Here is a 14,243-nt window from a genome sequence, read left to right on the forward strand (position 1 = left end):
GAGTTTACAACAACTTAGCCAAACTTATTAAGGTGATTTTCAATCAGGCCGCGTCAGTCGTGCACGTAGTCCACGATCTCCAGGCCGAAACCGCCCAGGCCGTGGAAGCGCTTGGGCGCGCTCAGGAGCCGCATCCTGCCCACGCCCAGGTCGGCGAGGATCTGCGCGCCGATGCCGTGGGTGCGCAGCTCCTGCGGCGAGCCCTCGCGCGCAGGCGCCTCCGGCTCGCGCAGCTTGCCCGCGGCCCGCAGCGCCATGTCGCGCACACGACGCACCAGCAGGCGCGGGTCGTCCTTCTGCCGCAGGATCACGGCCACGCCCTGCCCCTCCTCGCCGATGCGGCGAATGGCGTCGCGCAGCGGCCAGCCGCAGTCGCGGCTGCCGGAGGGCAGCACGTCGCACAGCGTGTTCTCCAGGTGCACGCGCACCATGGTCGGGCTGTCGTGATCGATCTGGCCCTTCACCAGGGCGAGGTGCACCAGGTGATCGATGGCGTCCTCGTAGGCCACCAGGCGGAACTCGCCGTACTCGGTGGGGAACGGGCACTCGGCTACCCGCTCCACCGTGTGCTCGTTCTCGATGCGGTAGCGGATCAGGTCCTCGATGGTACCCATCTTGAGGCCGTGTTCACGGGCGAAGACCTCCAGGTCGTCGCGCCGTGCCATGGTGCCGTCCTCGTTGAGGATCTCGACGATCACGGCGGCCGGCTCGAAGCCCGCCAGGCGCGCGAAGTCGCAGCCGGCCTCGGTATGCCCGGCGCGGGTGAGCACACCGCCCGGCTGGGCCATCAGGGGGAAGATGTGGCCGGGCTGGACCAGGTCTGCGGGGGCGGCGTCCGGGGCCACGGCGGTGCGCACGGTGTGGGCGCGGTCGTAGGCGGAGATGCCCGTGGTCACGCCCTCGGCCGCCTCGATGGAGACGGTGAAGTTGGTGCCGTGCTGGTCGGCGGTGCGCCCCACCATCAGCGGCAGGTCGAGCTGGCGGCAGCGCTCGCGGGTGAGCGTGAGGCAGATCAGGCCACGGCCGTAGCGCGCCATGAAGTTGATGTCCTCCGGGCGCACCATGGAGGCGACCATGAGCAGATCGCCCTCGTTCTCGCGATCCTCGTCATCGAGGATGATGACCATCTTGCCCTGGCGTAGGTCGTCCAGGATCTCTTCAACCGTATTGAATGGCATGTGTCACCAGTAAAGGCCGGCGCGAGCCGGCGTGTCGTCATCCGCGAGACAGGAAGCCGTGTTCGGCCAGGAGTTCCAGCGTGACCCCCTGGCCGGGCGTGGCGGCCCGCTCGCCGAGCAGCAGGCGCTCAAGGTAGCGGGCAATAATGTCCACTTCAAGGTTTACCCGGGTGCCCGTGCGGTAATGACGGAGCGTGGTCTCGGCCAGGGTATGCGGCACGATGTTGAGATCGAACACCGCCCCGTCCACCGCATTCACCGTGAGGCTCACGCCATCCACGCAGATCGAGCCCTTGGTGGCGATGTAGCGCGCCAGTGCATCCGGGGCCTGGATGCGAAAGCGCACCGAGCGGCCGTCGTCGCTGCGCTCGACCACCTGGCCGACGCCGTCGACGTGACCGCTCACCAGGTGCCCGCCAAGGCGCGTGTCGGGGGTGAGCGCCTTTTCCAGGTTCACCTCGCCGCCCACGGCCAGGTCGCCCAGCGTGGTGCGCGACAGCGTCTCGCCCGAGACGTCCGCCCAGAAGCCGTCCCCCGTCAGTTCCACGGCGGTGAGGCACACGCCATTGGTGGCGATGCTGTCGCCGATGACCACGTCACCCAGGTCCAGCTTGCCGGTACCGATGTGCATGCGCGCGTCGGTGCCGCGTGCGTCGATGCGGCGGATGGTGCCGACGGCCTCGATGATCCCCGTGAACATGTCGCCTCTCAGTCCGTCTTGAGCGTGACGCTGTAGCTCGTCATGGGCAGCGCCGTCGCGTTGTTGAACTCGGCCCCCGCCTCCACGCCGATACGGGCGATGGTCTCGGGGTCCTCGTGCTGGTCGTACCCCGCATACATGGCACCCAGCGCGAACTCCGCGCCCGAGCCGATGGCCCAGAAGCGCGTGTACTCGAAGACCTCGCGCAGGGCGAACACGCCGAACACCCCGTGCGGGTTGATCAGCAGGGCATCCATGCGCGAGGACTCGTAGGGGTCCTCATCCTCGTCCTTGGGATTGAGGTAGTACTTCTCCTTCAGCACCGGGTGCAGCTCGCGAAAGGTCTCGAAGATCGCCATACGGCTGTCGAAACGATGCGCGGTGTCGTCATCCAGCAGGCTCTGCATCACGATGTGATGCGCGGCGCTGCCTACCAGGCCGATGTGGTTGTCGGCAAAGCGGTGGATCTTGTCATAGCTCGATTCATAGCCACAGGCCTGCTTGGTGTCGCCGAAGGTCGTGAGACTGTCGGCGGCGATGCAGGCGCGGTTGCCCTTGCGGACGGCGACGATGGTGGACATCAGTATTCCCGGTTGTGCAGGTAAAAATCCCGGCCACAGGCGGCCGGTGAAAAAGGTTCAGTCTTGCGGCAGCGCCGTGATGCGCCAGTCCTCGCCCACGGCACGGACGTCGGCGATCTTCAGCCGGACGCGTTCGGCCATGCGGACAATGCCCGGCAGATGGAACAGGCCGTGGGCCTCGCTGCCCATCAGGCACGGGGCCATGTAGATGACGAGCTCGTCGACCAGGCCCGCCGCCAGCAGGGCGCCGCTGAGTACGCTGCCGGCCTCCACGTGCAGGTCGTTGACCTCGCGGCGGGCCAGCTCCGCCATCACGGCATGCAGGTCCAGCGCCACGGCATCGCCCGGCATGGCCATCACCTCCGCCCCGGCGGCCGCGAGTTCGGCCTGGCGGACGCCATCCTCGCTGGCGGTGAGGATCAGGGTCTGCCCCGCCAGCCCCAGCATGGGCAGGTCTGCCGGCGTGAGCAGCCCGGGATCGAGGATCACGCGCAGCGGCTGGCGCACGGGGCCGTCGATGCCGAGCGCCACCGTATCCAGGCGCACGTTGAGCGAGGGTCGGTCCTTCAGCACGGTACCGATGCCGGTGAGCACCGCCGAACTCGCGGCCCGCAGGCGCTGCACGTCGGCACGTGCCGCCTCGCCGGTGATCCACTGGCTCTCGCCGGAGGCCATGGCGGTGCGCCCGTCCAGGCTCATGGCGAGCTTCACCCGCACCCGGGGCCGGCCGCGCGTCATGCGCGAGACGAAGCCGGCATTGAGGGCCCGGGCCTCGGCCTCGAGCACCCCGACACGGGTCTCGATACCGGCGGCGGCGAGTCGCGCCAGACCCTGACCGGCCACCTGCGGGTTCGGGTCGGTCATGGCCGCGACCACACGGCTGACGCCCGCCGCGATCAGGGCGTCGGCGCAGGGCGGCGTGCGGCCGTGGTGACTGCAGGGTTCGAGGGTGACATAGACCGTCCCCCCGCGTGCCCGTTCGCCCGCCGCCCGCAGGGCCAGCACCTCGGCATGGGGCTCGCCGGCACGGTGGTGCCAGCCCTCGCCCACCACCTCGCCGTCGCGCACCACCACGCTGCCCACCCGCGGGTTGGGGTGCGTGGTATAGCGGCCGCGCCGGGCGAGCGCCAGCGCGCGGACCATGTATGACGTGTCGTCCAGCGGCATCATCGAGCCGTCGCGCAGCCGTCGGGGCAGGAATCGGACAGGTGGCGGCTCAAGCCGGCTCCTCACCCTCGCCGAGCAGGGGGATCTGGTTCTTGCGCATCTCGGGGGTGAGGTCCTTCTCCAGGCGCTCGATCACCTCGCGGAAGGCATCCACGTCCTCGAAGCTCAGATAGACGGAGGCGAAGCGGATATAGGCCACCTGGTCCAGGCCGCGCAGCTCCTCCATCACCCACTCGCCCACGCGGCTGGAGGGGATCTCGCGCTCGCCCGCGCCCATGAGCCGGCGCTTGATGCGGTTGATCGCGTCCTCGACGCGCTCGGTCTCCACCGGCCGCTTTTCCAGCGCGTGCATCATGCCGCCGCGCAGCTTTTCCTCGGCGAAGGGTTCGCGGCTGCCGTCACGCTTGACGATACGGGGCAGGCTGAGCTCGGCGGTCTCGTAGGTGGTGAAGCGTTCGTTGCAGCTCATGCACTCGCGCCGACGACGAATCTGGTCACCCTCGCCCGCCAGGCGCGAGTCGATCACCCGGGTATCCGGCGAACCGCAGAACGGACAGCGCATCGCGAGACCCCGGTCCGTCCGCTACTGGCCGTAGACCGGCAGACGGCGACAGACGTCCAGCACCTGCCCCTTCACGCGCTCGATCACGTCGGCCGCGCCGCGCGCATCGATCACGTCGCAGATCCAGCCGGCCAGGTCGGTGGCCTCCTGCTTGCCGAAGCCGCGGGTGGTGATGGCCGGGGTGCCGATGCGGATGCCGGAGGTGACGAAGGGCGACTGCGGGTCGTTCGGCACGGCGTTCTTGTTGACGGTGATGTTGGCGCTGCCCAGCCAGGCATCCACGTCCTTGCCGGTCAGCTCCTGACGGATGAAGCTCACCAGGAAGAGGTGGTTGTCGGTGCCACCGGAGACGACGTCGAAGCCGCGCTCGATGAACACCTGCGCCATGGCGCGGGCGTTCTCCACCACCTGCTGCTGGTAGGTCTTGAACTCGGGCTCCAGCGCCTCCTTGAAGGCGACGGCCTTGGCCGCGATCACGTGCATCAGCGGACCACCCTGGGTGCCAGGGAAGACCAGCGAGTTGAGCTTCTTCTCGATCTCGGGGTTGGCCTTGGCGAGGATGATGCCGCCGCGCGGACCGCGCAGGGTCTTGTGCGTGGTGGAGGTGGTCACGTCGGCGATGTTCACCGGGCTCGGGTAGACGCCGGCGGCGATCAGGCCGGCCACATGGGCCATGTCCACCATCAGGTAGGCGCCGACCTTGTCGGCGATGTCGCGGAAGCGCTGCCAGTCGACCACGCGCGAGTAGGCGGAGAAGCCGGCCACCACCATCTTCGGCCGGTGCTCCAGGGCCAGGCGCTCGACCTCGTCGTAGTCGATATAGCCCTGCTCGTCGATGCCGTACTGCACCGCGTTGTAGATCTTGCCGGAGAAGTTGACCTTGGCGCCGTGGGTGAGATGGCCGCCGTGGGCCAGGCTCATGCCCAGCACGGTGTCGCCCGGCTCCAGCAGGGCCATGTAGACGGCGGCGTTGGCCTGCGAACCGGAGTGCGGCTGCACGTTGGCGTAATCGGCGTCGAACAGCTGCTTCACGCGGTCGATGGCCAGCTGCTCGGCGATATCCACGTATTCGCAGCCGCCATAATAGCGCTTGCCAGGATAGCCCTCGGCGTACTTGTTGGTCAGCACCGAGCCCTGCGCCTCCATCACGCGCGGGCTGGCGTAGTTCTCCGAGGCGATCAGCTCGATGTGTTCCTCCTGACGACGCGCCTCGGATTCGATGGCGTTCCAGAGCTCGTCGTCGAAACCGGCAATGCCCATGTCTAGGATCGAAAACATCGTGCTGATTCTCCCGTGAGTGCAAGTGCGTCAAGATCGCGTAAGGCCGCGAATTATACCGGATTTGGTTGGACCCGACACGGTCGGCAACCAGATTTTGTGGCTGCGCCCCCTCCTCCTATGCATCGACCCCGTCATGGAACCGCCCCCGCTTCCCTGCGATAATCGCGACACGACCCGCAAGGAGCCCCACATGCTGCGCCCACGCCTCGCCCTGCCCCTGCTCGCCACGGTACTCGCCACCCCCGCCATGGCCGCCGGCAACGTGCGGCTCGGCATGGGGCTGGACCCGGTGATCTCGAGCTTCACGCTCTATTACGAGCGCTACGAGACCGACCTGGCCATGACCGGCAACGCCGTGGAGACCCGCATCGAGCGGCTCGGCTTCAGCTTCAGCCAGCCGCTGGGGCGTCACCTCTACGGTGATGTCGACCTCGGCTACCTCGCCACCTTCCAGGACGATCACCCGGTCATCGGCGACAACGACCTGGACGGCGGCTATCTCGGCGTCACGCTGCAGGGCAGCTACCCCCTCGGCGAGGCCTTCGCCCTGGGCAGCAGCCTCGGCTACAGCTATAACTGGGCCGACGGCGACGTGAACGGCGTGGAGACCGATATCAGCTGGGGCGAGGCGCGGGCGCGGGCCTGGACGGAGCTGCGCCTTCCGGCGGCGCGTCTGCGCGTCGGCGTCCAGGGCCAGCACCTGGACGGCGAGATGACCTACGAGACCATGCCCTCGCAGACCTTCACCTTCGACGCCGGGAACAGCACCGGCGCCTTTGCCGGCATCGACCTCTACACCAGTGGCGCGGGCCGGATCAGCCTCTACGGCCAGACGGGCGACCGCGAGGGCTTCACGCTGGGCTTTGCCGCCGACTACTGACGCGCACCCGGCCCAAAAAAAACGGCGCCCGAAGGCGCCGTCAGCTCGATCAAGATAGGACGGCCTACCAGCCCAGATAGCCCTCGATGATGTCGGCCACGTCCTCTGCGTAGAGGTCGCGGAAGAAGTGGTCGGCGCCGTCGATGACCTCGAAGCGGATGGTCTCACCATCGGCGATCGGCGCCATCTTCTCCGGCAGATCGGCCACGGTGGTGTCTTCCGAACCGGCGAACACCAGCACCGGACGCTTCATCTCTGCCAGCAGTGCCGGGGTGTCGCGATCGGTGGCGTCGTAATAGGAGACCACGGACGCCGCAGAGGCGGTGGCATCCTCGCAGTAGACGAAGCCGATGCCCTTCAGCAGCTCGTCACCCTTGCCGGCCTTGACCATGCCTTCTGCGCGTTTCACCACGGACTCCAGCGGCTTGCCATACCGCTCCTTGTAGGACTTCGCTTCCTTGTCTGCATCATGCGTCGCCGGGGCGATGAGGATCATCGGCACATCGTTCATGTCCGGATGGGCCTTGGCATACATGGCGATCTGGTTGCCGCCGCGCGAGTGGCCCAGCAGCGCCAACTGCCCGGCGCCCTCGGACTTCAGCCAGTCGACCCACAGGCCCACCTCGCGCACCGCGTCCTCGTGAAGATGGGTGTGGGTGGCGGCGCAGTCCATCATCCCCTCGCGGTTGCTGATGTCGTAGCCGAGGTTGACGGCCAGCGAGCTGTAGCCGCGCGCGGCCATCACGTTCTGCATGGCCTGCATTATCTCCATGCGGCTGTGCGCCAGCGTACCGTGCAGCATCACGATCACGCCGTCTTCCAGGGACTTGCCATCGGCCAGCTTCAGCTCCGCGGTCAGGGTGGTGTCGCCATCCTTGAGCGTGAGCTGCTCGGCCGCTGCGGCAAGCGGCAGCAGCAACAACAGACCGAGCGCCAGGCGGCGCAGCATTACGGGTAGGCTCATGTCGGTTCTCCTCCGGGGATGTTATTGTCTGTTACGCTTCTTTGTCCCTGCCTCGCTGGCAGAGGTTCACGGAATCTTAGATAATTCCACCCCTGAACTCCAACCTCTATCGGATCGACATGGCGCAATACGTCTTTACCATGAACGGCCTCGGCAAGGTCGTGCCGCCCAAGAAGGAAATCCTTCGCGACATCTCCCTCAATTTCTTCCCCGGCGCCAAGATCGGCGTGCTCGGCTACAACGGCGCCGGCAAGTCCACCCTGCTGCGCATCATGGCCGGCGTCGACACGGACTTCATCGGCGAGGCCCGCCCGCAGCCCGGCATCAACATCGGCTACCTGCCGCAGGAACCGCAGCTCGACCCGGCTAAGGACGTGCGCGGCAACGTCGAGGACGGCCTGAAGGAGGTGAAGGAGGCCCAGCAGAAGCTCGAGGCCGTCTACGCCGCCTACGCCGAGCCCGACGCCGACTTCGATGCCCTGGCCGCCGAACAGGCCCGCCTGGAGAACATCATCCAGGCCGCGGACGCCCACAATCTCGATCACAAGCTGGAAGTCGCCGCAGAGGCCCTGCGCCTGCCGCCCTGGGATGCCGACGTGACCAAGCTCTCCGGCGGCGAGCGCCGCCGCGTGGCCCTGTGCCGCCTGCTGCTGTCGGCGCCCGACATGCTGATCCTCGACGAACCCACCAACCACCTGGACGCCGAGTCCGTCGCCTGGCTGGAGCGCTTCCTGCACGACTTCCCGGGCACCGTGGTGGCCGTCACCCATGACCGCTACTTCCTCGACAACGTGGCCGGCTGGATCCTCGAACTCGACCGCGGCCACGGCATCCCCTGGGAGGGCAACTATTCCTCCTGGCTGGAGCAGAAGGAACGCCGGCTGGAGATCGAACAGAAGCAGGAGGCGGCCCGCGTCAAGGCCATGAAGCACGAGCTCGAGTGGGTGCGCACCAATCCCAAGGGACGTCACGCCAAGAGCAAGGCGCGCCTGGCGCGCTTCGAGGAGCTCTCCTCCTCCGATTACCAGAAACGCTCGGAGACCAACGAGATCTACATCCCGCCGGGCCCGCGCCTGGGCGACAAGGTCATCGAGGCCCGCGGCATCAGCAAGGCCTTCGGCGACCGCGTGCTGTACCAGGACCTGTCCTTCAGCCTGCCGCGCGGCGGCATCGTCGGCGTGATCGGCCCCAACGGCGCGGGCAAGACCACCCTGTTCCGCATGATCGTGGGGCAGGAAAACCCGGATGCCGGCGAGTTCGAGGTCGGCGAATCGGTCGAGATCGGCTATGTCGACCAGTCGCGCGACGCGCTGGATGCCAGGAAGAGCGTCTGGGAAGAGATCTCCGACGGACAGGACATCATCACCGTCGGCAACTTCGAGATGCCCTCGCGCGCCTATGTCAGCCGCTTCAACTTCAAGGGCACCGACCAGCAGAAGCGCGTCGGCGAGCTCTCGGGCGGCGAGCGCAACCGCGTGCACCTGGCCAAGCTGCTGCGCTCGGGCGGCAACCTGCTGCTGCTCGACGAGCCCACCAACGATCTGGACGTCGAGACCCTGCGCGCCCTGGAAGAGGCCCTGCTCGAGTTCCCGGGCTCGGCCGTGGTGATCTCGCATGATCGCTGGTTCCTCGACCGCATCGCCACCCACATCCTCGCCTTCGAGGACGACGGCTCGGTGACCTGGTTCGAGGGCAACTACACCGACTACGAGGAAGACCGGCGCACCCGTCTCGGCGCGGAGGCCGATCAACCGCACCGGATGAAGTACCGGAAACTGGCCGACTGATACGCGCCCCGGAGGCGCACGGGCAATGAGCGAACTCTTTGCGGGGCGGACCGAGGTCCTGGCCCGCGCGGTACTGGTCGGCGAGCGTATCGAGGTACGCGCGCTGGAGAATGCCGAGCGCCTGGCCTCCTCCCCGTCCACCGTGGCGGTGGGCACCAGCGGCTGTGCCGTGCTGTTCCGCTATGGCGTGGTGGTGTTCTTCGGGGTGGAGGCCATGGAAGAGGCCACCTTCCTCGACCAGCTGCAGCGGCTGGTCACGGCACCCTGCAGCGGGCGCGCCGAAACCGAGAGCCTGCGCCTGCACATCGCGGCCGACGGGCGCGACCAGGTCGCCAACGGCGAGCTGCGCACGGGTGACGCCCGCATCGAGCGTCTGCAGGTGATCGCCGACATCCTCGCCAAGAGCGTGGTGCTGGCCGAGTACGAGGCCCGCGTCGGCAAGGCCTTCGACGAGGCCGAGCCACAGGCCGCCGCCATGGCGCAGAAGGGCACATCGGCCCATCGCGGCCGCCAGCTCATCCGTGACATCGGCAGTGGACTGCACAGCCTGCATCGCATGGTCGGGCGCGTCGAGGTCGGCGAGAAGCCGGAGATCCTCTGGGAAAAACCCGAACTCGAACTGCTCTACGTGCGGCTGGAGGACGAATACGAACTCAAGGAGCGCCAGCTCGCACTGGAACGCAAGCTCGACGTCATCAGCCGCACGGCCGAGACCCAGCTCGAACTGCTGCAGGCCAGGCGCACGCTGCGGGTCGAGTGGTACATCACCATACTCATCGTGATCGAGATCATGCTTACGCTGTACGAGATGTTCATCCGCGGGGGGACGCACTAGCCGATGCCGGGACTGGAAGGCCTGATCGAGCGCGGCGAGCGCCTGCTGGCCCGCCTGGAGCAATGGAGCGGCACCAGCGCCGAGCCCGACTGGACGGCGCTGGCCTTCCAGTGGCAACACGCCGCCGGCCCCTGGCCGGCGGGCGGCCGCGGGCACCTGGCCCCCATCCACCACCCCCAGGCCGTGCAGCTGGATGACCTCCTGAACATCGAACGCCAGAAGCAGGCCCTGGTGCAGAACACCCGCCAGTTCCTCGCCGGGCTGCCGGCCAACAACGCCCTGCTCTCCGGCGCACGCGGTACCGGCAAGTCCTCGCTGGTCAAGGCCCTGCTCACCGCCTTCGCCGCCGAGGGGCTGCGCGTCATCGAGGTGGACAAGGCCCACCTGGTCGAGCTGCCGGCCATCGTCGCACCGCTGCGCGAGCGCCCCGAGCGCTTCCTCATCTACACCGACGACCTCTCCTTCGAGGCCGACGATGCGGCCTACAAGGCCCTCAAGGCGATACTCGACGGCTCGCTGCAGGCCCCGCCGGACAACGTGCTCATCTATGCCACCTCCAATCGCCGGCACCTGATGCCCGAATTCATGGCGGAAAACCAGGCGGCGCGGATGATCGACGGCGAGCTGCACCCGGGCGAGGCCATCGAGGAGAAGGTGTCGCTCTCCGAACGCTTCGGGCTATGGCTGTCCTTCTACCCGTTCTCGCAGGGCGATTACCTGGCCGTGGTACGGCACTGGGTCGCGAAGCTGGATGCACGCGGGGATGCGTTGAAGGGACTGGATGAAAAGGCGGCGGTGCAGTTCGCCACCCAGCGCGGCTCGCGCAGCGGCCGGGTGGCGCGACAGTTCGCCGCGGACTGGGTGGGAAGCCGGGGGCTGGCGGGGCGCTGAGGCGCTACTGCATGGTCCCGCCGGTCACGCTGTTGTAGTACTCCAGGGCCTTCTGGATGGCGAACAGCGGGGCCTCCTCCACGGACTCCGGCTCGGTGTGCAGGCGCACATCGGAGTAGTATTTGCGGAAGGCCAGCACGTGGATCGGCAGCTCCTTGGCAAAGAGCTCGTTGTGGTCGACGAAATGCTGCGCCAGGGCGATCACGGCCTGCGCCCGTTCCCGGGCCGACATCCCCGCCGAACAGGCCACCGCCACCTTCGGCATCTCCTGGGCACTGCCGGTGACCTCCACCGTCATCGCGTTGCCCGGCTGCTCCGGCTCACCCAGCTGCAGGTCCTTGTGGATGATGGTGTGACCCTTGGCACGGATGTGCTCGTAGGGCTGGTGTATCTTGCTCGACATGTTCACCGCCCAGAGATCCACGATCTCCTTGAGCTCCTCCGCGGCCACGTCGTTGCCCAGCTCGAACAGCGTCTGGGCAAGCAGCATGTCCCATACCCAGACCTGCCCGTACTCCGGCAGATCACCCTCCTGTGCCACCGCGATCACGGGGCTGTCGGACGGTTTGGCAGGCAGGGTCAGCTTGAACGTCACCACGGAATGGCCTCCTGGGTCTGAATTTGGCGTCGGGGCAGTATACCACCCGCAATCCAGGTACCGGGAAATTTGCCCATGCCCGCAGAAACTGTGAGTGCTCTCACGTTTCCCCCGGGCCCGACCCGCCACAATACCCTCCAGACAGCCACACACCTGAAACAGGGCAAACCCGTCGGAAGGCGGGGACGCAAAGCCACCGGTCCACTGGGATAGCGGGGTTGCCAGGATGAACATGACGAACCGACTCAAACAGGCACTCATCACCACCCTACTGCTCGCAGCGGCGTCCGCGTCGGTCCACGCGGCAGAGGGCACCGGGACCTTCCCGGCCATCTCCCCCGATTACCACGAGAGCCCCTCGTTCTTCAGCGACGTGGGCGGGCGTGCCCTGCAGCTGGTCGGCTCGACCGCGCAGGTCTTCAACCGCAAGCTCGCGCATTCCATCAGCACCAGCAGCTTCCGCATGACCCCGGCCGACCTGCCGGCCCCGGAGAACTGGGACTACGAATACTGGGACTACGTGAAGGAACCCAAGAGCTACGTCATGCCCACCATGGAAGGCGGGCTGATGTTCGAGGTCCAGATCAAGTACTGATCCCGGCGCGGGCGCGCGCCGCCGCGCCCCGCCGCCACCACCCCGCCAGACGCACCCCCAGCAGGACCGCCAGGATCAGCGCGTAGACCAGCGGCTCGCGCACGTCCGCCTTCACCAGCCACCAGAAGTGAAGCACGCCCAGGATCGCCACCGGGTACACCAGCCGGTGCAGCGTCTTCCAGCGCCGGCCCAGGCGCCGCTGCATGCCCCGCGTCGAGGTCAGCGCCAGCGGCACCAAGCCGAGGAAGGCCAGCATGCCCAACGTGATGAACGGCCGCTCGATCACATCCTCCACAATCCTTCCCCAGGCGAAGAACTGGTCCAGCCAGAGATAGGTGAGCAGGTGCAGGCAGGCATAAAAGAAGGCAAACAGGCCCACCATGCGCCGCAGCCGCAACGGCCAGGCCCAGCCGGATAAACGCCGCAACGGTGTCAGGGCCAGCGTTGCCAGCAGCAGCCGCAGGGTCCAGTCCCCCGTGTGGTGCGTGACCATCTCGATCGGGTTCACCCCGAGCCCACCCGTGAAGCCGTCATAGACCAGCAAGGCCAGCGGCAGCAGGCAGAGACTGAAGATGGCGGGTTTTAGTAGCGCCTTTGGCTGCATGATGGGTTTTGCGTTTTGGACGTCAGGCGAAAAGTCTGGGCGCCACCGAGGGCACAGCGTACACAGAGGCAACCCGGGCTAGTTCTTCCTCTGTGATCTCTGTGCCCTCGGCGGCTAAACCGTCTTCACGTCACACACGCGCCCCTCCTCACGCCTCTCTCTCCCCGCGCCCCACTCAGAAGTTCCTGCGCAGGTCCATCCCGGCATACAGCGACGCCACCTGCTCGCCATAGCCGTTGAACAGCAGCGTGTCGCGCTTGCGGAACTCGCCGATGCGCCGTTCGGTAGCCTGGCTCCAGCGCGGGTGATCGACCTCGGGGTTCACGTTGGAATAAAAACCGTATTCGCGCGGGGCGGCCTTCATCCAGCTGCTGACCGGCTGCTCCTCGACGAAGCGGATACTCACGATGGACTTGATGCTCTTGAAGCCGTATTTCCACGGCACCACCAGCCGCAGCGGCGCGCCGTTCTGGTTCGGGAGCACGTCGCCATAGAGCCCGACCGCCAGGATGGTGAGCGGATGCATGGCCTCGTCCATGCGCAGCCCCTCCACGTAGGGCCAGTCCAGCACCTTTACGCGCTGGCCCGGCAGCATCTTCGGGTCATGCAGGGTCGTGAATTCGACATACTTCGCACGCGAGGTCGGCCGGGCCCGACGGATCACCTCGGCCAGAGGGAAGCCCACCCAGGGGATGACCATGGACCAGCCCTCCACGCAGCGCAGGCGATAGATGCGCTCCTCCAGGGCATGCGGGCGGATGAAGTCGTCGATGTCATAGACGGCCGGTTTCTCGCACTCGCCCGCCACCGCCACCGACCAGGGACGCGGTTTCAGGTGCCCCGCAAAGCGCGCCGGGTCACGCTTGCCGGTGCCAAGCTCGTAGAAATTGTTGTAGTGCGTGACATCATGCAGTGAATTGGGCTTCTCGTCGGTGGAGAGCGGGCTGGCCGGTACGCCACCGAAGGCGGAGGCACGGGCCGTCACCACACTGCCCAACCCCGCCAGGGCCAGCCCGGCGCCCAGCGCGGACTTGAGGAAATCGCGGCGCTTCAGATACAGCGAGCGGGGCGTGATTTCGGAGGAAGGGATGTCCGTCGGGGGTCGAATCAGCATGGCTTGCCTCGTTGTCGGGTATACGGTGGTGGCAGGGTCTATTCCAGTTGGACGCAGCCACCCCGCCGTGGTTCCCCCTATCCAGCAGATGGTATTGCACGAAATCATATGCCGGAAAATCCATAAAATTTATTGCGGGCTGATAAAAATATTTTGGTGTTCGACAACCGGCAATATCGGTATATATCCGCGCAATTGAGACCCCAACACAGGCGAGGATCCTTTCATGGCCAACGTGAATGAATCGATGCTCCTGGATGACATGGACGACACCGCGAGCACGCTGGAAGCCGTCAATGACGACAAGTCGAAGGACCGGTCGCGTGCCCGCCGCTCGCTCGAGGAATACCTCGAGAAAAAGGCGCTGAAGTCCCGTCTGCGCGACACCTATCGCGATGACAACCTGGACCTGAGCGAGCTGGGCTGGTAACAGCCCCCTGAACGGCACGGAACTGCACGGCTGACAAAAAGGCCCCCGACTCGCGTCGGGGGCCTTTTTCGTATCG

16 protein-coding genes and 1 riboswitch are annotated in these 14,243 nt (G+C 66.7%); of the genes, 6 read left to right on the plus strand and 10 right to left on the minus strand.

Annotated features, from left to right (window positions below):
• Positions 1–53: 53 nt before the first annotated feature.
• From ribB to HUJ28_01375, 6 genes are all read right to left on the minus strand, one after another.
• Positions 54–1,178: a 3,4-dihydroxy-2-butanone-4-phosphate synthase gene (gene ribB / locus HUJ28_01350; GenBank protein ID MBD3618104.1), complete on the minus strand. Its 1,125-nt coding sequence runs from the start codon at positions 1,176–1,178 to the stop codon at positions 54–56.
• 37 nt (positions 1,179–1,215) lie between these two features.
• On the minus strand, positions 1,216–1,878 hold the full coding sequence (locus HUJ28_01355; GenBank protein MBD3618105.1) for a riboflavin synthase: 663 nt from the start codon (positions 1,876–1,878) through the stop codon (positions 1,216–1,218).
• Between the two features lie 8 nt (positions 1,879–1,886).
• Positions 1,887–2,459, minus strand: a complete 573-nt coding sequence (locus HUJ28_01360; protein MBD3618106.1) for an MFS transporter — start codon at positions 2,457–2,459, stop codon at positions 1,887–1,889.
• Positions 2,460–2,516: 57 nt separating this feature from the next.
• The gene (gene ribD, locus HUJ28_01365) at positions 2,517–3,602 is read right to left on the minus strand and encodes a bifunctional diaminohydroxyphosphoribosylaminopyrimidine deaminase/5-amino-6-(5-phosphoribosylamino)uracil reductase RibD (GenBank protein ID MBD3618107.1); all 1,086 of its coding nucleotides are present in this window, start codon (positions 3,600–3,602) and stop codon (positions 2,517–2,519) included.
• 73 nt (positions 3,603–3,675) lie between these two features.
• Complete coding sequence (gene nrdR, locus HUJ28_01370) at positions 3,676–4,188, minus strand: transcriptional repressor NrdR (GenBank protein MBD3618108.1); 513 nt, start codon at positions 4,186–4,188, stop codon at positions 3,676–3,678.
• 21 nt (positions 4,189–4,209) lie between these two features.
• Positions 4,210–5,466 (minus strand): serine hydroxymethyltransferase, encoded by a 1,257-nt coding sequence (locus HUJ28_01375; GenBank protein MBD3618109.1) that lies wholly within the window; start codon positions 5,464–5,466, stop codon positions 4,210–4,212.
• Positions 5,467–5,659: 193 nt separating this feature from the next.
• On the opposite strand from HUJ28_01375, the gene HUJ28_01380 reads away from it, so the two are divergent.
• Positions 5,660–6,349: a hypothetical protein gene (locus tag HUJ28_01380; protein ID MBD3618110.1), complete on the plus strand. Its 690-nt coding sequence runs from the start codon at positions 5,660–5,662 to the stop codon at positions 6,347–6,349.
• Positions 6,350–6,413: 64 nt separating this feature from the next.
• Here HUJ28_01380 and HUJ28_01385 read toward each other — a convergent pair whose 3' ends face one another.
• Positions 6,414–7,313, minus strand: a complete 900-nt coding sequence (locus tag HUJ28_01385; protein ID MBD3618111.1) for an alpha/beta hydrolase — start codon at positions 7,311–7,313, stop codon at positions 6,414–6,416.
• A gap of 119 nt (positions 7,314–7,432) precedes the next feature.
• On the opposite strand from HUJ28_01385, the gene ettA reads away from it, so the two are divergent.
• From ettA to HUJ28_01400, 3 genes are read left to right on the plus strand one after another with little or no spacing between them, the layout of a single operon-like run.
• Positions 7,433–9,100, plus strand: a complete 1,668-nt coding sequence (ettA, locus tag HUJ28_01390; protein MBD3618112.1) for an energy-dependent translational throttle protein EttA — start codon at positions 7,433–7,435, stop codon at positions 9,098–9,100.
• A gap of 25 nt (positions 9,101–9,125) precedes the next feature.
• Positions 9,126–9,935 carry an RMD1 family protein gene (locus HUJ28_01395; protein ID MBD3618113.1) on the plus strand — a complete coding sequence of 270 codons (810 nt, stop codon included), beginning with the start codon at positions 9,126–9,128 and terminating at the stop codon, positions 9,933–9,935.
• A 3-nt stretch (positions 9,936–9,938) separates the two neighbouring features.
• Entirely contained in the window at positions 9,939–10,826 is an 888-nt protein-coding gene (locus HUJ28_01400) for an ATP-binding protein (protein MBD3618114.1), read from the plus strand.
• A 4-nt stretch (positions 10,827–10,830) separates the two neighbouring features.
• Here the strand turns inward: HUJ28_01400 and HUJ28_01405 are convergent, their stop codons facing one another.
• On the minus strand, positions 10,831–11,424 hold the full coding sequence (locus HUJ28_01405) for a hypothetical protein (protein MBD3618115.1): 594 nt from the start codon (positions 11,422–11,424) through the stop codon (positions 10,831–10,833).
• Positions 11,425–11,576: 152 nt separating this feature from the next.
• Positions 11,577–11,650, plus strand: a riboswitch (cyclic di-GMP riboswitch).
• Positions 11,651–11,656: 6 nt separating this feature from the next.
• On the opposite strand from HUJ28_01405, the gene HUJ28_01410 reads away from it, so the two are divergent.
• Entirely contained in the window at positions 11,657–12,019 is a 363-nt protein-coding gene (locus HUJ28_01410; GenBank protein MBD3618116.1) for a hypothetical protein, read from the plus strand.
• Here the strand turns inward: HUJ28_01410 and HUJ28_01415 are convergent.
• Complete coding sequence (locus tag HUJ28_01415; GenBank protein MBD3618117.1) at positions 12,009–12,623, minus strand: sulfoxide reductase heme-binding subunit YedZ; 615 nt, start codon at positions 12,621–12,623, stop codon at positions 12,009–12,011. The genes HUJ28_01410 and HUJ28_01415 overlap by 11 nt on opposite strands.
• Before the next feature lie 175 nt (positions 12,624–12,798).
• Positions 12,799–13,737 carry a protein-methionine-sulfoxide reductase catalytic subunit MsrP gene (msrP, locus tag HUJ28_01420; GenBank protein MBD3618118.1) on the minus strand — a complete coding sequence of 313 codons (939 nt, stop codon included), beginning with the start codon at positions 13,735–13,737 and terminating at the stop codon, positions 12,799–12,801.
• A 226-nt stretch (positions 13,738–13,963) separates the two neighbouring features.
• Here msrP and HUJ28_01425 point away from each other — a divergent pair, with 226 nt between their 5' ends.
• On the plus strand, positions 13,964–14,167 hold the full coding sequence (locus HUJ28_01425) for a hypothetical protein (protein MBD3618119.1): 204 nt from the start codon (positions 13,964–13,966) through the stop codon (positions 14,165–14,167).
• Positions 14,168–14,243 lie beyond the last annotated feature (76 nt).

This window comes from Chromatiales bacterium (assembly GCA_014762505.1).
Lineage (GTDB): Bacteria > Pseudomonadota > Gammaproteobacteria > SpSt-1174 > SpSt-1174 > SpSt-1174.

Coding starts and splice junctions, on each gene's coding strand:
- ribB (MBD3618104.1), bottom strand. CDS start 1,178: ATGCCATTCAATACGGTTGAAGAGATCCTGGACGACCTACGCCAGGGC.
- HUJ28_01355 (MBD3618105.1), bottom strand. CDS start 1,878: ATGTTCACGGGGATCATCGAGGCCGTCGGCACCATCCGCCGCATCGAC.
- HUJ28_01360 (MBD3618106.1), bottom strand. CDS start 2,459: ATGTCCACCATCGTCGCCGTCCGCAAGGGCAACCGCGCCTGCATCGCC.
- ribD (MBD3618107.1), bottom strand. CDS start 3,602: ATGGTCCGCGCGCTGGCGCTCGCCCGGCGCGGCCGCTATACCACGCAC.
- nrdR (MBD3618108.1), bottom strand. CDS start 4,188: ATGCGCTGTCCGTTCTGCGGTTCGCCGGATACCCGGGTGATCGACTCG.
- HUJ28_01375 (MBD3618109.1), bottom strand. CDS start 5,466: ATGTTTTCGATCCTAGACATGGGCATTGCCGGTTTCGACGACGAGCTC.
- HUJ28_01380 (MBD3618110.1), top strand. CDS start 5,660: ATGCTGCGCCCACGCCTCGCCCTGCCCCTGCTCGCCACGGTACTCGCC.
- HUJ28_01385 (MBD3618111.1), bottom strand. CDS start 7,313: ATGAGCCTACCCGTAATGCTGCGCCGCCTGGCGCTCGGTCTGTTGTTG.
- ettA (MBD3618112.1), top strand. CDS start 7,433: ATGGCGCAATACGTCTTTACCATGAACGGCCTCGGCAAGGTCGTGCCG.
- HUJ28_01395 (MBD3618113.1), top strand. CDS start 9,126: ATGAGCGAACTCTTTGCGGGGCGGACCGAGGTCCTGGCCCGCGCGGTA.
- HUJ28_01400 (MBD3618114.1), top strand. CDS start 9,939: ATGCCGGGACTGGAAGGCCTGATCGAGCGCGGCGAGCGCCTGCTGGCC.
- HUJ28_01410 (MBD3618116.1), top strand. CDS start 11,657: ATGACGAACCGACTCAAACAGGCACTCATCACCACCCTACTGCTCGCA.
- HUJ28_01415 (MBD3618117.1), bottom strand. CDS start 12,623: ATGCAGCCAAAGGCGCTACTAAAACCCGCCATCTTCAGTCTCTGCCTG.
- msrP (MBD3618118.1), bottom strand. CDS start 13,737: ATGCTGATTCGACCCCCGACGGACATCCCTTCCTCCGAAATCACGCCC.
- HUJ28_01425 (MBD3618119.1), top strand. CDS start 13,964: ATGGCCAACGTGAATGAATCGATGCTCCTGGATGACATGGACGACACC.